This is a genomic window from Maribacter sp. BPC-D8 (genome assembly GCF_035207705.1).
Taxonomy (GTDB): Bacteria; Bacteroidota; Bacteroidia; order Flavobacteriales; family Flavobacteriaceae; genus Maribacter.
Genome location: NZ_CP128187.1, coordinates 3,144,097 through 3,165,247, shown reverse-complemented (window position 1 = coordinate 3,165,247; position 21,151 = coordinate 3,144,097). Strand labels below are relative to the sequence as shown.

Sequence of the window (21,151 nt, the reverse complement as noted above, 5' to 3'; positions counted from 1 at the left end):
TACGCTCCTTTATTGTGATTTATGCTATATTTTTACAAATATCTTGCGCAAAAGATGCTGATTTATTGTCGGAGTACGTGATTAATGATATTGCTGAAAATTCAGAAAACCAGATTCCAAAGGACACTATAAAAATACCTAGCAATTTTGATTGGAACAACATACCTGATGATTACGCAAACTCGGTATTTGAAATTAATGACCACTTTGATTTAAATGGTGAAGTTATTGAGCTACCTGCTAATGTAACTTTGTATTTTGATGAAGGACAACTTGAAAATGGTACAGTAGAAGGAGATGATACACTTATTGCTTCTAGTTCGAGTGAACCTATTATAGAAGAGGTAATTTTAACTGGTACTTACGGTAATGAATATGTTAGGCCCCATTGGTTTGGAGCAGTAATGGATGGTGTTACAGATGATAGAGATGCTTTTGTAGAAACCTTAGCTTATGCAGATTCTTTAGGGCTAAAGGTTTTAATAGATAAAGATATTTTTTTAGATGTTGAGGAAACAGGGACAAAATCTATTTTTCTAGAAGATAATACCTGGATTGAAGGCGCAAATGATGCTCGTATTATTGTTAATAATTTGCTTTCACCGGCGTTCATAATCGCCTTAGCAGAAAATATTACCATTAAAAATATCACTATTTTCTATGATCAAAGTTATGATGCTAATTTTGGGTATGATAATCAAATGACTATAGCGAATACTACACAACTTAAAAATTATCTAGTACAGAATCGTGGATTAGTTTTTAATAATCAAAGTCCTATTTGGCGAGGTCCAGTAAACTTTAGGTATACTGTATTACTAGACGCAGCAAGAAACGTTTTATTCGAGAATGTAAACATGTTATCAAAAGGAACCACTGCTAATACTTTTATGGTCGGTGCAATAAAATTGAAGGAAGAATATAGTGCCAATCAGAATATTTCAAATAATTCAGACCCAACATCAATTTGTAGTAATATCAATTTAAAAAATTTGGTAATTGATGGGGCGATTATGGGTATACAGGGTATAGTAGATAATTTAACTTTAGATGGTTTAAAGGGTTATAGATATTCAGATGTACAAACTTTTAATGGCGTTTTGGTGGGGGGACTTGATTATTGGATGCCACCACCGCATTTAATTTATTTAAACAGTGATAATTCAGAAAATCATATATGTAAGAACCTAACGATACTAAATACCACTGACTATGGCAATTACGTTGGGACTTCAAATGTTAGAGAAGAAATAAGTGGTTACTGCAACTCTTTAAAATTAGTTGATTTTATTGAAAATGTGGTTGTAGATAATTATTCTTCTTATAGAAGAGATGGTTTGGGTGATTGGGGAGGTATTACTAATGGTGTTTTTAGTAATATATATGCAGAAAGTACGATTGATATCTTTAATCCTAATTTCAAGTTTAATTCTTTAAGATATTTAGGTCCATTGAATAATATTTCAATTAATAATATGACCATAAAAGATAATTCAGAATCTATTGAAATATATCCAATGGATTATGCTGTTGGCGATTACGTTTCAATGGATGGTGTACATGTAGTAGTTAAGGGGTTAAATAATGAGGAAGCTGGTCTTTTTGGAATTAGCGGCTCAAATAATACAGTCGCGAATTCTACATTAACTATTGAAAAACATACAAGTATAAATGATTATAGTGCTGTGGTCTTTCATGATTTAAACACGCTGAACGAAGGAAGTGATAATTTTTATGATATTCAAGTAAATGGGTGGAGGGAATTGGAGTCAAGTCCAATGAAAAGAAGTGTTCAGGTCATACTTGCCAATAGTGTCAACCTTAATAATAATTATGCTAAAATTACTGATATTAATAATAATTATATTATTGAACAAACCAACTCTTTAAGAAAAGATATTTGGACACTAAGTGAAACTATAATACTTGGTTCAGGAAATAGCCTAATGTTGAATATGACAATACCAGGTGGGTATTCGTTAGATAAATTGGTTGTTCATACTTTAGAGGATTTAGCAATTGGCACCAAGATATCTATGGGAACAAGAAGTTCAAATAAAGAAGATTTAATAACATTAATTTCTGAAAAAGTTGGTGTTGTTTCGGTAGATATTGATGATGCAAATTCATTTGAAGGTAGTAGTAATATCTATTTATTTGCTAACCAAGATTTTAATAATACAGGTAAAATACAAGTCACAATTAATTTGGTTCGTTCAACGCAGTATTAATCTAACGTTTGGTTAAAACTTAATTATTTTAATATAATTCATACGCTTTGGGATTAGCTATTACAAGTTATTTTTTTGAGAAAAAATATATTAAGGATTTACTATAGTTTTCAATTCACTTATCATTATTTCAGCTAGCTTTTTCTGACCGCTATTACTTAAATGTATAGCATCTCTATAATCAGCATCTATAAAATTATAATCTAGTTCCTTTAGTATTTTTACGTCGTTCTTATTAGCCCATTCTAAAATTAAATTTCCTTGAGTATTATACTTTTTATTTTGTAATTCTGATTTTTCGGCATGTAAATAAATTGTTAATGGCAAGTCTAAATTTATTGAAATTAACTTTAATTGGTCGAAGCCAGGATTAAAATTAAATCCATTTTTTTTAATGCCTTGAGTAGCTTGTTCATCTGGATCTAATTTCGTCTTTTTAGAAAAAATTTTGGAAATTCTTGGATTGATATAACGGTCTAAAAGTTCTCCCCAAGCTAATTTATATTGTTGTTCTGGGTAAGAGATGTGATTACCGACTACTGGTTGAAAATCCATAACGTCAAATGCATCATGGCTGCTAACTACTAAAAGCATAGCTTTTGCGTTAAATGTGCCGTATTTTTCTAGATATGCCGAACAATTGTCTGGTCCCCAACTACCCGATGATATATTTAATATTTGTAGGTTTGGAAGCTTCTCGCTCACTATTGAAGTAGCAATACTATCTTGATCAGACTGTACTCCACCAAAAATTACAGAATCACCCAAACCTAATATTTTGGTTTTATTAGGATTTATTTCTTCACTACGTTGAGAAAAAGTATTGAAACTATATGTATTTCCGAATCTTTTTCCGCTTTGATTTGGTGCCGCAATGTATTCAAAAGATTCATCTGAGATATATAGGGGTGCATCGCAAAAACCTAAGAAAAACCGCAAGCTAAATTCAATAGTTATACCAATGATGATAGAAATAAAAATTATTTTGTATAATTTTTTCATTTGAGTTTAAAATTAAATTCATGAAATAATCGGATTTGAAAAGGAATAGATTTTTAATAGTTTACAAGTTTCAAATGCTACTACCTTAAATTATTAGTATAGTATTAAATTTGATTTTTCTATTTCCATCGATTATTATTGTTATTTGTTGGCCGATGCGTAACTACTTTTTTTGACTCTAAATCATTAACGATTATAGAGCCAACGGTAACTACTGTATCTATTCCAATAGTAATGTTAGGCCCAATAAAACAACACGCCCCGATCCAGCATCCATCTTTTAGTTCAATAGGGCCATTACGGTATGGCATATCTGGCTTTCTATAATCATGATTTCCTCCGCATAGAAAACTGCGTTGCGAAATACATACATTGTTGCCAATTTTAAGTTGTTCAAAATTTAAAAGAAAAGCCTCCTCGCCTATCCAAACATTATCCCCAATTTCTAATTTCCATGGAAAATGAATATTTACTCTAGGTTTTATAACTACACCCTTACCTATTTTAGCACCAAATAATTTTAAAAGTGATACCTTAAAAGAACTGGGGTAAGGTAAAGCAGATAAAAAAAAGGATACCTTGATTAAATACCAAATAATTTCTTTTATTTTGCTCGCACCGCGTTCTAAGCCAATACTAGCGTCGAAATCGTTTAATCTAACCTTTGATTTACTAACTTCCATATTTTCTTTAAGAAATTGAATCATGAAGTTTTTTAGCAGCCTGCTTTATAGTGTAATGCTTTGAAAATACATTTTCAGCATTTTGAGACATTTTATCTTTTTCACTAACACTTAATTGAAACCATTTCTTTAATAAATCATAAGTTTCTTTACCTGTATCCTCTTTTACAATGCCTCCATTACCGTTTTTAATTTCGCGCCAAATATTTACTTTGTTACTTATTAATACCGGTTTTGAACAAGCCAAAGCTTCAACCACCGCAATACCGAAATTTTCTTGATGACTAGGTAGAACAAACACTTCACTTGTGTAGAAAGCACCCCATTTAGCATCTCCACTTAACATGCCAGGGAACAAAATGTTTTTTGATTTAGAAGCAAGTTTCTGCATTGCTATGCCATAAGATTCTTCTCGACCTGGACCTGCAATAATTAGTTGTGGAATACTCTCTATTTCGTGTTCTAATTGCAAATAGGCCTCAATTAATAAATCGACTCCTTTCTTTGTATGAATCCTACTTAAAAAAAGCAAAAAAGGCTTACCGTTCCAATTCGGTACTTTCGAAGCAAAAGTTTCACGCATTGTTGGTTTAAAATTTGGAGGCGATTGAATGCCATAACCAACATTGAGTTCTTGTTTAGGTAGATAATTAGGAAAGGTTGTTTTTGCTAGTAATAATTCTTCTTCACAGGTAAATAGAACTCCATCGGCGCTATTGATGACATTCTTTTCAAAAAACTTCCAATAGAAATCGTTGCGTAATGCTTTTAATTTACGGGATTCTGCTTTTTGAAAATAAGGGTCTAACATACCATGTGGCATTACGTATAGATTTGGTGTCTCTTTTCTTGCTTTTTTAAATTCTATAAAGACTTTTATTGCCGCATAACTATGATAAGACCAAAGACCATGAACTATTATTTTATCATAGTTTTTAAAATTAATATTGAGCCAAGATAATAAGTCTTTATTATATTTCCATGCAGTTTTAGCCTCACCCAAAGCGTATATAGGAAAACAATCCTTGCCAAGGTAATCTGAATTAGGATTGTCTAAACAAATTACATCATTGGTGATTCCTAGTTTTTGTAATTCAGGTATGGTATTTCGTATACCTTGGCACATGCCTCCATTCTCTGGTTGCATACTAGATATAATTTGAAGAATTTTCATATTTCGTTCAAGTTTCTATATAATGTTATGTATTGTTGACTAATATTCTCAATAGAAAATCGTTTTACATTTTCTAAACCTTTTATAATTAACTCGTTTTGTAAATCATAATCTTTCAAAACTTTAGAATAAGCATCTCTCATGGAATTAACATCCCACGGATTGAGAAATACTGCGGCATTACCAGCGATTTCTATAATTGGTTCTATATTTGAAGTGATAACTACCCTTCCTGTTTGTTGACCTTCAATCACAGGCATACCAAAACCCTCATATACAGATGGAAAATTTACAATATCACATTTCAAATATTCCTCCCTAATTTCTTCATCAGTAAGGTCGTATTGGTTAGAATAGTCAATATTGTATTTCGTTAAAAGTTTGATTTGGTTATCTTTTAATTTTTCGATAACTCTTAAGTGGCAACTAATACCTTCCAAAGCTTCAATTGTTCTTTCTAAATTTTTATTCCAGCCAGTACCAATATGAAGAATGATAGGTTTTTCAGAATTGAATGGTTTTTTTGAACAAGTAAAAATCGGGTCAATTGCATTGTGAATAACAATAATTTTGTCCGTATTAATTTTACTAAGTATATTTTTCTTCGTTTGGTTGGAAATACAAACTACTTTATCAGCTATTTTTATTGGTAAATAGAGCCAAAAAAGCCATTTGTAAAAGTGTTTGACAGGGTTTTTTACATTGTCTAAAAATACTAAATCATGTATGGTTAATACTGTTTTCACCCCTATCAAAGCCATCAACACATCATGTATATGACCTGTAATGTGATGTATGGTATGCTTGTTTCTTTTTCTATAAACAAAAAGATTATTTTTAATTACATCCCACGGCATAGAACCTTTGTTCGGAACTTCAATTATGGTGGTATCTTCCGTTTTAGAAATTTCCGTAATGATTGTTCTAAATACACGGTGTATTGAATGACCTACATGAGGATGTCTGAAAAAATATTGAATCTTCATTAGGGTTTTAAGTTTTTTGTGCTAATTGTGTATTTGTTATTTTTATTTTATCCCAATTAAGATCACTAAAACAAGGACCTTGGGTCGCTTCTGAAAACTTAATGTCATTACTATAGCCATTCCATTCCATTACCACAGGTTGATTGTTGCTGTCTATTATAACATCCCAGCCTATTGCTTTTACCATGGGCATTTTTTTATGTAGTGATAAAACTAAATTAACACAGGTTTCAAAGTTCGGTATTTCTTTGTCTGAAAAAGTAGTTTTGCTATCAGGATAAGTTTTAATCTGATGCCAATTAGGTAAATACCCTAATTCGTAAAGTTTACCATCTATCATTTCAATAGGTATTCTAATATGATTAACAGATTGCACATGGGTATCACCACTTCTTCCTAATCTTAAATACGCTGCTCTTAGACTGATATCGCCACTTATTTCAACTACCGTGGTTAAACGAATAGTTGCTACAGATTTAGATGTATAGCTGTTAAAAAACTCATGTTGTTTAATAAATTTTTGAATTACAAAATCACCTAATTTATTGAGCTTGGAAATATTAAATTTATATTTAGTGAGTACATAAATACCCTTACCTTGATAGGTTGTATCTAGCTTAACAATGACTATGTCAGTATCAGCAAAAAATATTTTTTGAATATCGGTTTCTGGAATTTGGGAATAATTTGTGTCAAACCAAGTACCATTAATAAAATAACCAAGATCTGGACTTATGTTCTTGTCAAATAAGCGATTTGTTAACGGTTTTAACATAGAAACTCTCCCATAGGCACCCTGTATTTTTGGTATAACAACCTTACCATAAAAATTATCAGGAATCCAGCCTTCCTTAAATTCCCCTGTAAAATGGCTATACACGTAAAGCCATGGTGCAAAGCCTTTCCACCCCAATACTTCTATAGCATAGTTGTCAGCTTTTTTTTTAAGTTCAATGGGGAAGTTGCCTTTTTCTTCCTTTAAGCTGGTAAGTATGTCATAAGCTATCTTAGTAGAAATTTTATGGTAACGTAAATTCTCTAATTTTTTAATACTTGTGGCAGCTATTTGTTTAATTAAGGTCACAAAATTTTTATTTTAGGTCGCTAATGATAAGAGGGAATTTTTTACCGATCTGTTGTACTCTCTCTACTTTTTCAGTACTGACTTTTATTTCTTTTCTAGAACGTTCTGTTAAAAGTTGAGCCATATTTTTTATTTCTTCAACATGTGTAAATTGCTCTCTAGGCACATATTTTATACAAACAGCGTAATCTAAATTTTGGTGTAATTGAATTTCCTTAAAGTGTTTCATAAAACTATTGAACATAGCCATTAAATGCTCCCCTTTAATATTTAAGCCTGTTGGGGTTTGAATGTGTACAGCTCTACGGCCTTGAACATTTTGCATTAAGGGGAAAGGTTTGGTACAACTACATTTTTCGATTAAATATTTTCCTTCATCTCCTATTTCATATCGTATGAGTGGGAATGCATAATTGGTTAGGTCAGTTAATAGAATTCTACCAGAGGTATTAGATGGCACTGGTTGGTTGTTGGCATCGACAAATTCTATATGAACGGTGTCTTGCATTATATGTAGCCCATTTTGCTCAGGACATTCTGCCGCAATGAGCATAATTTCAGTATTACCATATTGGTCACATACGGGTGCGCCAAAAGCTTTTTCCATTAGTTCACGCTGAGCCTCAAAAAGAGGTGCTGAGGTGACCCAAACCATTTTTGGTGGATGAATCTTTATATTATTATCAAGAAGATACAAAGCAAATTCAAAAACTACATCAACATAACCTTGGATTAAAGTAGGCTTTATTTTGTTGAGTTGAGTAACGAATTTTTCTAATTGCTTTTTACTTGGGTTTGCTGCAGCTAAGAAAACTCTTTTTGTAGGCCACCACATGATGGTATTTGTGAAACGTTCCCATAACGGTTTTTTAAACCGATAGATAAAGGCTTGATTCTCCCATGGTTTAATCCCCCACCATTCCAAAATTCGCCATCTAATCGGTGTTTCTGGGTGTCTTTTGTCATGTAAAATAGTTAAAGATGGTCCAGTACTACCAGAAGTGCTAACTTTTTTACACTTGCTTAAGGTTATGTTGTCAGCCTTAATATGTTTGAAATTAAATTGTATTTCTTCTCGTGTCAATGGAGGCAATTGTAAGAAATCAGTTGTCGTTTGTAGCCCTGTTTTTAAATTTTCTAAATGCGCATACTTCTCTTTGTAAAAACTAGAATTTTCTATGGCATGTTTAACGAGTGCTTGTCGTTTTTCGAAATTATAATTTTCAAGGTCATTTTCTTCTAAAGCTTTTACCGTTTGCTTGTATAAGCTAGCTAACCTAGGGTTTAAAATCTTGGTTTTTAGAGAGAAAATTATTTTAGAAAAACTATTTCGCATAGTATTAATATTTATAATACAACCTGTTAATTATAGAGATTTAAAGGGGGAGTTATGAGGTTTAAAATAGTATAAATCAATACTTATAATGCTAAACTTCTTAATTATTAAAAGTAATTTAACAGCATCTAAAATATATTATTAATTATGCACTTAGCATAGTTAATCGATGAAATACATTATTTAATGATTTTTTAAGCAGTAATTTTTTTATTGAAATTGTTCATAACAGTATCAATGGCTAAAAACTGTTCTGCATATGTACGAGCAGCTCTTTTAATATCTTGATTATCTAGCTCTCCCAGACCTATTAAAATACCGGTATCTAAAGCTTCTTGATTTTCTGGAGCAACTAAAATACCCATCCCATGTTTACTAACCACTCGGTGTAGGCTAGAGTTAGGGTTTGCTGTTATTAAAGACAAACCACCTACGGCAAGTATCGTGGTTAATTTTGAAGGCATTACCAAATCACTTGCTTTTTCTTTCTGAATGACTAAATGTAGATCGGCAATATTTAAAAATTTATTAAAACATTCTTTGGGCTGTAATGGTGTGAAATGAACATTGTTTAAGTTCAAGCTTTCGGCTTTTTCTTTTAGAACCTCTTTATAAGGTCCTGTTCCACAAATTATAAATTGCAATTGATGATGAGATGCTAGATTTTTAGCAGAAGTTAATATGGCATCTAAACCTTGTTTTTCTCCTATTCCTCCAGAATATAGCACAATATAGTCTGTAGATTTAAATCCGAATTCTTCTTTTATTTTAGAGGTATCCTCAATAGGGTAAAAGTTTTTAGTTTCTGTCCAATTCGGGAAAAATGAAATTGGTTTTTGTGCTTTACGTTCAATTCTTTCGATCATACCATCAGAGATGCTGCTAATCATATCTGTATTTCGGTAAATATATTTTTCAATTTCGTATAAAGCTTTTAAAAGTTTTGGAGACTTTATCATACCAAGATCTTGTGCGGCTTCAATTTGCATATCTTGAATATGGTGTATATGCATGGCGCCTTTAATTTTCTTATAGAAAACACCCAATAAACCAAATTGAAAAGAAGGAGCAACTGTAATGATTTTGCTATATTTTTTGGTAAATAAAAGTGGAATACCCACTAAAAAAGCAGAAAGTGAGAATGAGGTGTCTAATAGCATTCGTTTAGCGCCACTCGGCTTGTTAGGTACATACATGGGGCAACGAATTACTTTTAGCTTACCACCAGATTCGAAATGTGTGACCTCTTTCTTATACCAAAAACGATTTTTTCGATAAGGCTCTTGAATTTTCCAATACGGATAATAGGGGTAAGAAGTAAGAACAGTACATTCATGTCCTTTTTCAGCTAACCAATGCATCATTTCCCCAGAATATTTTCCAATCCCGGTCAGTTCGGGAGAAAAATTATAACCAACAAATAAAATACGTTTTGTATTAGGTTCTTTCATGATAGGTTTTTAAAATTTTTGTCACGGGTACTAGGTCTAGTTAAATTTTCATCTGCCTAGATCTTTGATTATTGAAAGATTCGATTTGTAATTAAAGGGTATGGATCTTTATTTTTATAAAAAAGTATGGCGCTAGGGAACTAAGCTGTAATACTTTTGTAGAATGTTTCTATTTGATTTAGAATCAAGTTTCTACTAAATTTTTCGACCTGATTTAAGCCTTTATTTATGATACTATTATTTTCTTTTTCGGTTAAATTTAAACTCGACTCTATTACCTTAGCCGATTCGATTGCCCACGGCAGAACGCTTTCTGGTGCCGGGCAACGTTCAATATAAATTGCAGCATCGCCACCAACTTCATTCATGGGGGCTTCATTAGTAGTAATTACGAGACAGCCAGAGGCCATGGCTTCTGCAACAGGCCATCCAAAACCTTCCGTGAGAGAAGGAAAAAGGAATAAACTACAACCTTGGTAAGCTTTTAAAAGCAATTCATTTTCAACTCTAATTAAAAAGTGAATGTCTTGTTTATACGGTGATAGTTGATATTTTTTAAGGATTATCTCAGATGGCTCGTAACCAATCATCAATAGCGGTTGTGATTTTTTTGTTTGTTTTCGCCAGGCGTCATATAATGTGATAACACCAGTTCTATTTTTGTAAAAATCATTACCCCCAACATGCATTAAATACCCATTAGTAACATCGACATCTAAAAACTGACTCACATAATTTCTAGCCTCTAATACATTTCCAGTTTTGAACATTGGGTCAAGGGCATTATATACTTGTTCAATGTTTTTCGGTGTTTTATGTAAAAAATAAGTTAATTCTTTCTGCGTATTTTTCGAGATGCAGATAAAATTATCTGCTTTTGAAAATCCCTTGCGAATTAGGTTTTGATATATTTTACCTGTCCAACTTATTGGGTTTTCTTTCATTAATCCCAAAGAAGATTTTAAAGCGATAAAATCATGGCAGTGTACTATATGATTTTTTTTTTTAAAAATGGCATCCACATACCCAAGGCTTGATCTGTAACTACATATAGGGTGGATTTTGGTTGGCTATTAATTTTTTTTTTAAGGTAAATAGGAAATAAGATAAATGTATCTACATACCTAAACCATTTTTTGATTTGTTTGGGTAAATTACTTTTACCTAAAATGCTTTTTGGCGCCCAGACATCAACAGTATGACCTTTTGATTTAAAGCCATGACTTAAAAAATTAGTATAACGGTGTATGCTATACCCTCTAAATTCTTTATGGTGGGTTAAAAATATGATTTTCATTTAAGTGATATGGCGTTTATCAAAATATAGATTTTATAAGAGTTCAATTTGTCAGGCTTTTCTATTAGTTAACCCTACTTCTTATTCTTGATATATTTGCGTCAAAAAATTTAAGTGCTAACTTGATGATATAAAAAATCAGTAAATAAGTGATTATGCCTTGTAAAAAATCTCTTAAAATAAACATAAAATCCGCATATATTCCTTGAGCATTTCTAAACATGCCGAGAAAATTAAAAACCCCTATTAAGGCAAAGGGAGCATATTTTATAGATGAAGTTGTGAAATATACATAACAGTTCAGGAGTTTGAATACAACTAAAAAGGCTAAAAATTGAATTGGAAAATACCAGAAACCAAAAGTTGCTAACCCATCTCCCACATGACTAGTTACTCGATACCAGCCAAATCCGCTACCATATAGAAGATCACCTCTGGAGAATTCTTTTTTGGTTTTATCTATGTACAACCCAAAATATTGGAGAACTGGTGTTGGTAGTAAGGCCAATAAACTTTCTTTAAGACCAATTTGCATTTGTTTATTGTTATACCCTCGTTTTTCTGCGTAATACAATGTTTCGTCAGTAATACGCATATTAGCGTAACGTGCTAACATAAAATTATCAACATACATTTCTGTCCAACCTTGTTGGTAAGTAATAAACTGTTGACCTTCTTCCTTATCTTTATTAGCTTTTAATCTTGACATCAACTCATCATCAAATACGGTGTCTATAGTTCTTTGAAAAAGTTCCAATTTATTCACCTTTGATCTAATATTTCTATTATAAAGCATGGCTAATGAGATATTGGAAAGTAAGTTTAAAATCGAGAATAAAATAATACCAAAAACTACAATTTTGGTTTTTGAAAGGTACTGGGTAAACTTTAAATTTTTTGAGATTAAAAACAAGAAGAATAATAAAGCGACAATAGCCATTGGCGTTATAATCGCTTGTCTACTGTTTGATGCAATATTGATAATGAATATCGCCCCCAAATAAAGCCATAAACTTTTTTTACTGTTATATTCCAAATTTGTAAGTGATGGAAAAATTAAACAAAGGGGAGCGTACATAAGATAATTTAAACCTAATAGGAACTTACCGCCAACATCACCGTATTCTGTACTTTCATTTAAATTATAGATTCTGATTATTACACCGATTATACCCATTACCCAAAGGGTAGCTGGCGTTGTTTCGAAGAATTTTAATCGATACAAACTTTTTTGAATAATATTATTTTCAGGATTCTTTAATGTAGGCTGACAAGCCAAATAAAAGGCTAGTGATGAAATAGAAAATAAAATAATTTCGTAAATAAAGGTTTGAAAAGGTCGTTCGAAACCATAAGATATTGGCTTTCCTTCTGCAATTGTTGCTATTATTGGTAAATACCGATACATAAACATGGAGAAATACATGCAAAATGCAAATGGAAATAAACGGATATATTTCTCTTTTAAAAAAAAAGAAAAGATCCAAAAACTTATTATTGCCATGACACATCCATAGAAATTTGCCAAAGTTGGAAAGAATATAATTTCTCCAATTATGGCAATAGCCAATATTACTGCTAGACTTTTTTTTAACTGTCTTAAAATATGTATAGGTTGACTACCCATTAATATTTATTATCTCTAACATTTTTTTAATAGTATTTTCATTTGAATAACCAGAAGTTAAACACCTCTTTAAGCCGGCATCGGCTATCATTTTTCGTTCATTTTCATTAGATAAGTAAAAATTACATAATTTCAAAAGTTCTTTATCTGACGAAAAGTAAACTGCTTCTTTATTTTCTTTAAATAATTCTAAATGCTCTTCAGTACGTTCTGCGGCCATAAAACCTCCACAAGCAGGTATTTCCATAGTACGTGTGGTTTGTTGATCAAAATTCATTTTTCGTAAAAAACATAAGGATATTTTGAAAGCACCTAATGCCTTAGAGTAATCCTCAGAAAATATGCTCGGTAAAATGATAAGATTACTTGAGGCATTTTTATAATCATTCCACTTGCCATCCCCAAATACTTTAACTTCTATACCATTCTTAGCTAAGTATAATATACTGTTGCAACGTTCTTCTTCCCAAGAACCGACAAAACCGACATCTCCACCTAATCGGTCAAAATCTTTTGAGGTTAATTTTCTTGGGTAATGAAAAGTATCTTCATACATATTGTGGATGAACTGAATGTTTTTTGCGCCCAGCTGCTTCATATCATTTAAGATGTACGACTTGTTGGTGAAAATAAAATCATAATATGGAATACATTGGAGATAATTTCTACTTTGATTATGGCGTAAAGCCATATTGTCAGGAGAGTAACTTACAATTTTTGTGTTTGGAGAATATTCCTTTATGAACTGCAAAGTGTTTTTGTTAATTGTAACTCCTTTGTCTATCCAGACTACGTCATAGGATTTTTTAGACACTAACTCCATTATTTTTTTATTTGCCTGGGTGCCGTCAGGTAAATTGATTGGTAGACCTTTTTGAAATAAATGATAAGCGATTCGAAAAAGAAGATTAATTTTTTTTGTTCCAGCTTCTACTTTATCGATTTCATCTGCATATTTATCCAATGCCCAATGACGATGTAAAGAAGTATTGCTAATATTTTGAAACCAACCAACAGATAATATTTTCATATAAGTTAGTTGTTAAGCTTTGTTAAAGATGATTCTATATCATTTAATACATCAATACTTAAGCTTAAATCCCCATTTAAAAAAGTATTATATATCTTGTCTTCTAAATTAAGATCATATATTCTACGTATATTTTTTGCCAATATTTTAGCTGGTTGACCAGCTAAAATCATATAATCTTCATTTATCGCACTATAATTTTTGTTAGTAATTGATGAATTTGCAATTATTGTAAACGGCTTAGTAATTGTACCCTTAGAAATAGTAGTTCTGTTTCCAATCCAATTATAATTACCAATTATAATATCCTCGTCTCTAATATTTAAATTCTTTTTTTCTATGTTATATGTGTAATGAAAATTTGAATCAATAACCTGTGATTCAAACCCAATTCTTGAATAGTCTCCTATTAATATCTTTTTAATAGATACTAATTTAACAGAGGCTCCAAAAAAAGTTTCTTTCCCAATAATTAATTCTGCACCGAGACCTGTTCTTACTAAAAAATCACAGCTAAATTCGCTATTACCTTTAAAAATTAATCTCGAGTTAAGTTCTAAAATAATAAGAGAAGCACCTTTAACGGTACTTAAGTATTCCTTATTCATACCCATTTTAACCATTCCCCTTTTTATTTCACAGTTCTTGAATTCAACATTTCCTTTTAATATATAAGTATCTACCCTTCCATAGATGAAAACTGGTAATTTAATAGCAATTTTGAAAGGCATAGTTCTAAAATTAAACACTAAGGTTTTAATAAGATTAAGTTTAGAGTACTCAAGCTTGTAAAGAACGCTGTCAAATAAATTTATCAGAATATTCATGACTTATTAATTATTTTTTGTGAATTTTTATTTGACAACCAGTTTTAAATAAATGTTTCTTATATCCTTTAAGCCGAAAACCACTAATTCTTTTACAGTCAAATGCATAACTCTGCAACTGTTTGGTAAAACCCATAAGAGTAGAATTAGATCTAATGATACAGTTCCTATAGCTGCACCAATTAAACCATAATAATTGGCAAAAATATAAGTCAAAATAACCGATACTATAGATGTAATTAAACCAAATATTGCTATTTTTTTCGGTTTATTAACTGCGCCATATACCATTTCTGCTGTCCACCATATAGCGTTAAATAGCATGCCGGAAATAAATATATACCACAATGTATTAGAAATTTCTAGTTGGTTATGCGTCCAAATATTATAAAACCAACGACCAAAAAACAAAAGGAATATAAATCCTATAAATGACATTATGAAGACACTTAAGATTGCAACTCTAAAAATCTTTTGAGCTATTTTCCAATTTTCCTGACCAAGTTCAAATTGTAATTCAGGGTAAACTGTTCCTTTAATCATAAAAAATATTTGATTTAATGATCGGCTCAATGTTCTAACTGTATTGAAAATAGCAACTGATTCTGGTCCTAAAACTATACGCACTACAAAAGTGGTTCCTTGAAAATATATTACTTGCCACACAGGTGACATTAAGTAACTTAGTCCTTTTTGAATAATTTCTTTTTTTATTGAGTTATCATAAATACCATGGTATTCATGAGCTAAACTGAGTATTTGTTTTCCTTTTAAATAATAAAAAATGTTAAAAAAGAATATAACTATGAGTTGAGATAAAGCGAATTCTATAACACCATAGCCAAGAAGTAAAACTATTAACCCTAGCCCCAAATTTAGACTTGCTTTAATCGTTAATAAGTTTATACTTAATGATGCTCTTTGAACAGATCTATAATATGCTTCAATTAATTGAGTATAAAAATTTAATAGACGAGCTAAAATTAAAATGGTGACAGCAATAATTGCTTCGTGCTTATTTATTAAAGATTTTTCAAATACTTGAAAATAGTTTAAGACAAAGATTACCAAACCGCTAATTAACATGGCGCTAATTACCATTATGCTTATAATAGTCATCCCGGTTCTATTAATGTTTGATGCTACTTGCTTTTTTCCAGCGGCATAATTTAAAACAAAACTATTAGCAGAGGCGGTGCCGAAACCTAAGTCAGAAAAAGCAATAACGGACGGGATTATGGTAAGAGTAAGCCATTCTCCGTAATAGGCTGCTCCCCATGCAGTAATGAAAAAAGGGACTAAAAATAATTGCTCTAAGACCCTGATCAACTTTTGTAAAATCGATGCTAAGCCATTACTTAGAATTCTATTTTTTAAGGACATTTATAACTTTTATATATGCTAAGATTTCATTTAAGGCCTGATTGTTCTTTGCTAGTTATAAGTTTCTTTGGGCTCGGTCTCATTCAATAAAATCATACAGTTGTTAAGCTTCTTATTTTTATAAATGTTATCTACAATACCAATATGCTCTTTTTTAGTAAAATCTTTACGAACAACATAAATGGTGCAATCTACAAATGGGTTTAAAGCATAAGCATCAGATACTAGACCAATTGGTGCGGTGTCTATTATAATTCTGTCAAATTCATTTTTTAACTCATTAATTAAACCACCTACGCGCTCATGTAATAAGATTGTGCTGATTTGGCCTATAACGATGCCAGACCCCATTAATTTTAAATTTTCAATACCGTTATAGTTTTGAAATAATGAATTTTTATCGATACCTTTTTTAATAATGAAATCGGTGACTCCAATTTTTTCATCCAAATTAAAACAACTCATTAAAGTGGGTTTTCTTAAATCGAATGAAAGTAAGGCAACTTTCTCGCCGATGGAAGCTAGTGATAAAGCTAAATTGGAAGCAATAAAAGTTTTTCCCTCACCCTTTACGGATGACGTTATCAATATAGTCTGAATCTTTTGGTCTTTTTTCGGATATTCTAGATTAAATCGTAGAAGCCTGAACAATTCTAAAGTGTGCGATTGCTTTTCTCGTTCTTCTTGTTTGGCTACAATTAATTTAGAACCTGTGTGTTTAGAAATTTCTCCAACTACAGGTGTTACCGTAAGATTGTTGATTTCTTCAATGGAAGTAATTTTCGTGTTGAACGCATTTTTAAAATATATCGTGGAAATCGGTAAAAAAAGACCTAGTAACAAACCTGCCAAATAGGTTAACTTTTTATTTGGACTTATTGGGTAGATACCAGATTTTGGGCGATTAACGACCCTTGTTGAAGATGCTGGCACTGCCAATGACAAAACCTCTTCCTCTCTTTTTTGCAAAAGATAAAGATATAACCCCTCTTTAGTACTTTTGTCTCGACTAATATCTAACAATTGTTTTTCCATGCCGGGTACTCTTGCTAATTGCGCGTCATACCTATTTGCATTATCTTGTAAATTACGCTTAGCCAAAGAAAGACCGTTTTTTGAACTTTGAACATTTCTTAATATAGACTGGCGAAGATTTGAGAGATTGGCATCAAGTTTTACAATCATTGGGTTAGAGATAACCGCAGATTGGGATAAATTTTGTCGTTCTACTAGCGTAGAATTGTAAGTGCCTATTTGGTCGGTAAGTGTTCTGTCATTAATTGAAAATCCGCCGCCAATAGAATTTTCAATGGTACTGTTTAATAATGTTTGTTCAATTTGACTTAAAATGTTTATTTGACTCTGATAGTCGGAAGCTTTTTCTTTATAATCATTTGCTTGCTTTATATAAGTATCTGCATTACTAGCAACGTCTGTAACTTCATTTTGAGTTTTAAAATCTACCACCGATTTTTCAACATTTTCAATTTCACCAGATAATAGTTTTAACCGGTTGTCAATAATTTGAATAGTATTTTCTGCTAGTTCATTCTCGTATTTTATAGTCCTTTTTATATAGGTGTCAATTAATTTTGAAAGAATGTCTTCGCCTTTTCTTTTATGTGAAGAAACAAAGGTCATTCGAAGTAAACTGCCCGTATCATTATCTGGATAAACACTTAGATTTTTTAGGAATAAATTGACCAACTCTTCTGTATCTAACAATACAAATTTTAAGGTACTAAAATCTTTTAAACTTCTAACTTCAGATTTTTTTAAAACTGTAAATGTGCCGTAATTGGTAGTAACGGTTTCACCAAAAGTATGTGTACTGCTAATTTTTTGTTTTTCAAATTCGGTACTTAACTCATAGGTTGTTTCGTCAATGAAATTTAAATCAATGAATAGGTTATAAGGTATTATTTCGGCATTTTCATCGACCAATATTTGTACAGGTACATCTTTACCATATATTTCTACATCTTTAACGCTCCCTTTATGATAAAAATTAATATTAAAAAAATTATCTGTTATAACCTCTTCCATGATACCAGAAGAAGTGATAATCCCAATTTCATCTTCTAAACTTTGAGAAGTTTTAATTAAACCAAAATCTCTAAAGCTTTCAATATCCCCAGTGTTTTTCCCAGCACTGCTGTTTTTAAGGAAAATGGTACTGTTAATTTCATATTGGTTTACTGCTTTATATCTTAAGTACAGAAAAACAATTGCCAAACAGGTGATAATTGAAATGGTAATTAGAAGCCAGTATTTGGAATAGGATTTAAAAACTTGACCTAAATTGTTATTCTCAGAAGTTTTTAAATCAAAATTGATATCATTCATCTTTATGGGTATGTCTTTTATAGTTGCTTTTTAATGCAAACTTAGAATTTGTGTTGGTATAATGCAGAAACTAGTTTTTATGCATTAGTTATTTGTAGATAATAAATGTACTGAAGTTTTGAGTAATTCTAATACGCATTCTTATCAGCAACAAAGATATTGGTAACGGTGCGAATTATTATTTGAATATCTAATAGAATAGACCATTTTTCCATATAAAATATGTCGTAACGAACTCTATTTACAATATCAGATTTATGTATAATTTCTCCTCGATATCCTTTTACTTGTGCCAAACCGGTAATACCAGGTTTTAAGAAGTGGCGTACTAAATATTTTTCTACGGATGTTTCGTATTGTTTGGTATGTACCTCCATATGGGGTCTTGGACCTACAATACTCATGTCTCCCTTTAAAACATTAAAAAATTGAGGTAGCTCATCGATACTGGTCTTTCTTAAAATTCTACCCAGTTTGGTAATACGCATGTCATTTTTTGTAGCCATTTTGGTGTCACTATCCTCGTTTTTAGCCATGGATCTAAACTTGTAGCACCAAAAGGTATTCTTGTTTACGCCGTGTCTTTTTTGCTTAAATAATAACGGTCCTTTTGAATCTAACTTCATTAAAATAAATATGATTGGAACCAACCAAGACAGCACAAAAATTATGGCAAAAGAAGAAAATATGATATCAAAAATTCGTTTGAGAAGGTTTGAGTATTCTAAATCTAATGGAGATGCCCTTAAGTTTAAAACAGGTACAGAATCATATAACTCAATAGACATAGCCCTTGAGAACAACTCTTTATTATCTGGTATTATTTTTATTCTTTTTAAGCTATTATCAGCGATATTCATGAGGTGTTTAATCTCGTCTTTACTTAAGCGAGAGGCTAAACAATACACTTCTTCGACATTATTCTCAAAAATATAATCATAACTATTTTCTATACTGCCCAAATACGTGGGACTGTTAGATGCCGAGTTGTCAAAATACCCCATGTATCTATACCCATACTCGGGAATATCAAAAATGCGTCTTATTTTCTTCAGGTTTTTATCTCTGCCAATAACGACAGCTCTTGTAGTTACATATTGTTTACGGCGTATGATATTTCTAGACCAGTAAAACAAAACTCTAAAAACGGTCAGTAATAAACAGATGGTCAAAAAAACCTGTACTAAATAACGAGCAGAATAGGGGTAAGGCGCTAGAAAAACAAATGAGCTAAAATAGATTAATCCAAATAATAAAAACAAGGTTAAAAAATTCTTGAGATTAATACTGAAATTCTCTCTTCGTGCTGTAGGATAAAAATCTAGGGCATAGGTAATACAGAACCATGAAATATTATAATATAGAATACTGTATATATTAAAATAGGTTAGCGGTGTAAGCACATATAGCGTGATATTAATAATTAATATGTGCGCTATAAACGATAAGGGAATTACAAAAAATGATTTTTTCATTACACTTTTTTGTTATGATAATTGGTGGTTAAATTAGAAAGTTGATTTCTTAAAAAGAGATTAAAATGTGTTGCAAAATTTTATTCAGCAATACGACTTATTTAAAATGAAAATCTAACTCGTTTTAATAATTTATACGCAACTGAGCTTAGAAATTGAAATAGCGCTCCGCATGGTCAGCCACATTATACAGGACTAACTTCAGGTTTAAAATCAAAAATCGACGCCTACCTAAGACATCTAAAAATTTATACGGGGGAGGTAATATTCTATAGCAAACATAGGTTGCTAAAAGTTGCATTCCAAAATTTAATGTTAACGAATCAATAAATTATGAATTACTTAAATTAATGTGAAATATAAGTAATTATTTATATTAATAGTAGGCGGCAATTATGGTCTTCTAATTTGAATTATTAAAAAGCAAAGAAGCGTATTAGAGAATATTGTGCTGGTTGATGGTTTTATGGAAGAAGAGCATGTGAATTTTATATAAAAAAGTCGTCGTAGGAATAATATGATGCAAAATGAAGTAGGCTATTATAGCAATCGTTTTTAAATAAGAGGTAGTTATTTTGTGATTTAAGGTTAGACGAGGTCTTTTATCTTCATGTTAAGAACTACACCCATACCTTCTAAAACTAATCGAACTCTTTTCTTTCCTATTTCAATAATCTCTGCCTTTTGGTCTTTAAGAGTTCCATATTTTATAGAGACTCGGTCTCCGGTTTCTAATTTACTAAGGGTATAATTTTCTACCTCATCATTAGTTAACCACTTTTTTAAAGTTTCCATCTCAATATCACGCACTACGGCAGGTTTGCCTAGCCAGTAAAGATATCGTACAACTCCGGGTACATCAAAAACTTGTTGTCTATCCGATTCTGAAATATTTACAAATACGTACGATTTAAATAAGGGTACTTCAATCGTCTTTTTGCGATCGCTCCATTGCTTTACTTCTTTGATCATTGGGCAATAGACATCTACCTGATAAGTCGATAACCTTTCGGCTACCTTCTTTTCATTTTTTGGTTTAACATAAAGTACATACCAATTCTTTGACATTGGGTCTAAAAGTAGATTCTGTAATAAGGTAACACTCTTTTTGCTTTTCTAGTATTTACAAGTACCCTAAAATATGAATATCATAAAGGTTTACCGCGTTTTTATAGCTTAAAATGTTATGCCTTTGTTGTTTTAATCGGAATAAAGAAAT

Annotated in this window: 17 protein-coding genes; 1 reads left to right on the top strand and 16 read right to left on the bottom strand. The window is 31.3% G+C overall.

The window, feature by feature from the left end; all coding sequences use genetic code 11:
• Window positions 1-14 precede the first annotated feature (14 nt).
• On the top strand, window positions 15-2,231 hold the full coding sequence (locus QSV08_RS13970) for a hypothetical protein (RefSeq protein WP_324024098.1): 2,217 nt from the start codon (window positions 15-17) through the stop codon (window positions 2,229-2,231).
• 90 nt (window positions 2,232-2,321) lie between these two features.
• Here the strand turns inward: QSV08_RS13970 and QSV08_RS13965 are convergent, their stop codons facing one another.
• From QSV08_RS13965 to QSV08_RS13890, 16 genes are all read right to left on the bottom strand, one after another.
• Window positions 2,322-3,233 carry a hypothetical protein gene (locus tag QSV08_RS13965; protein ID WP_324024096.1) on the bottom strand — a complete coding sequence of 304 codons (912 nt, stop codon included), beginning with the start codon at window positions 3,231-3,233 and terminating at the stop codon, window positions 2,322-2,324.
• Between the two features lie 119 nt (window positions 3,234-3,352).
• Window positions 3,353-3,940 (bottom strand): WcaF family extracellular polysaccharide biosynthesis acetyltransferase, encoded by a 588-nt coding sequence (locus tag QSV08_RS13960; RefSeq protein WP_324024094.1) that lies wholly within the window; start codon window positions 3,938-3,940, stop codon window positions 3,353-3,355.
• Window positions 3,924-5,090, bottom strand: coding sequence for a glycosyltransferase (locus QSV08_RS13955; RefSeq protein ID WP_324024092.1), 1,167 nt, complete (start codon window positions 5,088-5,090; stop codon window positions 3,924-3,926). Before QSV08_RS13955 ends, QSV08_RS13960 begins: the two co-directional genes overlap by 17 nt.
• Window positions 5,087-6,076 (bottom strand): glycosyltransferase family 4 protein, encoded by a 990-nt coding sequence (locus QSV08_RS13950; protein ID WP_324024090.1) that lies wholly within the window; start codon window positions 6,074-6,076, stop codon window positions 5,087-5,089. The genes QSV08_RS13955 and QSV08_RS13950 overlap by 4 nt, the downstream gene beginning before the upstream one ends.
• A gap of 7 nt (window positions 6,077-6,083) precedes the next feature.
• Complete coding sequence (locus QSV08_RS13945; protein ID WP_324024088.1) at window positions 6,084-7,160, bottom strand: sugar-transfer associated ATP-grasp domain-containing protein; 1,077 nt, start codon at window positions 7,158-7,160, stop codon at window positions 6,084-6,086.
• A gap of 7 nt (window positions 7,161-7,167) precedes the next feature.
• Entirely contained in the window at window positions 7,168-8,496 is a 1,329-nt protein-coding gene (locus QSV08_RS13940; RefSeq protein WP_324024086.1) for a phenylacetate--CoA ligase family protein, read from the bottom strand.
• A gap of 194 nt (window positions 8,497-8,690) precedes the next feature.
• Window positions 8,691-9,947 (bottom strand): WcaI family glycosyltransferase, encoded by a 1,257-nt coding sequence (locus QSV08_RS13935; protein ID WP_324024084.1) that lies wholly within the window; start codon window positions 9,945-9,947, stop codon window positions 8,691-8,693.
• A gap of 140 nt (window positions 9,948-10,087) precedes the next feature.
• Window positions 10,088-10,891 (bottom strand): glycosyltransferase, encoded by an 804-nt coding sequence (locus QSV08_RS13930; RefSeq protein ID WP_324024082.1) that lies wholly within the window; start codon window positions 10,889-10,891, stop codon window positions 10,088-10,090.
• Window positions 10,892-10,935: 44 nt separating this feature from the next.
• Complete coding sequence (locus QSV08_RS13925; protein WP_324024080.1) at window positions 10,936-11,244, bottom strand: hypothetical protein; 309 nt, start codon at window positions 11,242-11,244, stop codon at window positions 10,936-10,938.
• A 64-nt stretch (window positions 11,245-11,308) separates the two neighbouring features.
• A complete protein-coding gene (locus QSV08_RS13920; RefSeq protein WP_324024078.1) occupies window positions 11,309-12,871 on the bottom strand; it encodes a hypothetical protein in 1,563 nt (520 codons plus the stop codon).
• The gene (locus tag QSV08_RS13915; protein WP_324024076.1) at window positions 12,864-13,901 is read right to left on the bottom strand and encodes a CgeB family protein; all 1,038 of its coding nucleotides are present in this window, start codon (window positions 13,899-13,901) and stop codon (window positions 12,864-12,866) included. The genes QSV08_RS13920 and QSV08_RS13915 overlap by 8 nt, the downstream gene beginning before the upstream one ends.
• Window positions 13,902-13,906: 5 nt before the next feature.
• Window positions 13,907-14,632, bottom strand: coding sequence for a hypothetical protein (locus QSV08_RS13910; RefSeq protein ID WP_324024074.1), 726 nt, complete (start codon window positions 14,630-14,632; stop codon window positions 13,907-13,909).
• 123 nt (window positions 14,633-14,755) lie between these two features.
• Window positions 14,756-16,111, bottom strand: coding sequence for a lipopolysaccharide biosynthesis protein (locus QSV08_RS13905; RefSeq protein ID WP_324024072.1), 1,356 nt, complete (start codon window positions 16,109-16,111; stop codon window positions 14,756-14,758).
• A 51-nt stretch (window positions 16,112-16,162) separates the two neighbouring features.
• Window positions 16,163-18,457 (bottom strand): GumC family protein, encoded by a 2,295-nt coding sequence (locus QSV08_RS13900; protein ID WP_324024070.1) that lies wholly within the window; start codon window positions 18,455-18,457, stop codon window positions 16,163-16,165.
• 128 nt (window positions 18,458-18,585) lie between these two features.
• Window positions 18,586-19,932: an undecaprenyl-phosphate glucose phosphotransferase gene (locus QSV08_RS13895; protein ID WP_324024068.1), complete on the bottom strand. Its 1,347-nt coding sequence runs from the start codon at window positions 19,930-19,932 to the stop codon at window positions 18,586-18,588.
• 588 nt (window positions 19,933-20,520) lie between these two features.
• Window positions 20,521-21,000: a UpxY family transcription antiterminator gene (locus QSV08_RS13890; protein ID WP_324024066.1), complete on the bottom strand. Its 480-nt coding sequence runs from the start codon at window positions 20,998-21,000 to the stop codon at window positions 20,521-20,523.
• Between the last annotated feature and the right edge of the window lie 151 nt (window positions 21,001-21,151).

What these genes read in the sequence shown, in the direction of transcription:
- QSV08_RS13965 (WP_324024096.1), bottom strand. Translation starts at nt 3,233, where the DNA reads ATGAAAAAATTATACAAAATAATTTTTATTTCTATCATCATTGGTATA.
- QSV08_RS13915 (WP_324024076.1), bottom strand. Translation starts at nt 13,901, where the DNA reads ATGAAAATATTATCTGTTGGTTGGTTTCAAAATATTAGCAATACTTCT.
- QSV08_RS13905 (WP_324024072.1), bottom strand. Translation starts at nt 16,111, where the DNA reads ATGTCCTTAAAAAATAGAATTCTAAGTAATGGCTTAGCATCGATTTTA.
- QSV08_RS13890 (WP_324024066.1), bottom strand. Translation starts at nt 21,000, where the DNA reads ATGTCAAAGAATTGGTATGTACTTTATGTTAAACCAAAAAATGAAAAG.
- QSV08_RS13950 (WP_324024090.1), bottom strand. Translation starts at nt 6,076, where the DNA reads ATGAAGATTCAATATTTTTTCAGACATCCTCATGTAGGTCATTCAATA.
- QSV08_RS13940 (WP_324024086.1), bottom strand. Translation starts at nt 8,496, where the DNA reads ATGCGAAATAGTTTTTCTAAAATAATTTTCTCTCTAAAAACCAAGATT.
- QSV08_RS13900 (WP_324024070.1), bottom strand. Translation starts at nt 18,457, where the DNA reads ATGAATGATATCAATTTTGATTTAAAAACTTCTGAGAATAACAATTTA.
- QSV08_RS13895 (WP_324024068.1), bottom strand. Translation starts at nt 19,932, where the DNA reads ATGAAAAAATCATTTTTTGTAATTCCCTTATCGTTTATAGCGCACATA.
- QSV08_RS13925 (WP_324024080.1), bottom strand. Translation starts at nt 11,244, where the DNA reads ATGAAAATCATATTTTTAACCCACCATAAAGAATTTAGAGGGTATAGC.
- QSV08_RS13935 (WP_324024084.1), bottom strand. Translation starts at nt 9,947, where the DNA reads ATGAAAGAACCTAATACAAAACGTATTTTATTTGTTGGTTATAATTTT.
- QSV08_RS13955 (WP_324024092.1), bottom strand. Translation starts at nt 5,090, where the DNA reads ATGAAAATTCTTCAAATTATATCTAGTATGCAACCAGAGAATGGAGGC.
- QSV08_RS13960 (WP_324024094.1), bottom strand. Translation starts at nt 3,940, where the DNA reads ATGATTCAATTTCTTAAAGAAAATATGGAAGTTAGTAAATCAAAGGTT.
- QSV08_RS13920 (WP_324024078.1), bottom strand. Translation starts at nt 12,871, where the DNA reads ATGGGTAGTCAACCTATACATATTTTAAGACAGTTAAAAAAAAGTCTA.
- QSV08_RS13910 (WP_324024074.1), bottom strand. Translation starts at nt 14,632, where the DNA reads ATGCCTTTCAAAATTGCTATTAAATTACCAGTTTTCATCTATGGAAGG.
- QSV08_RS13930 (WP_324024082.1), bottom strand. Translation starts at nt 10,891, where the DNA reads ATGAAAGAAAACCCAATAAGTTGGACAGGTAAAATATATCAAAACCTA.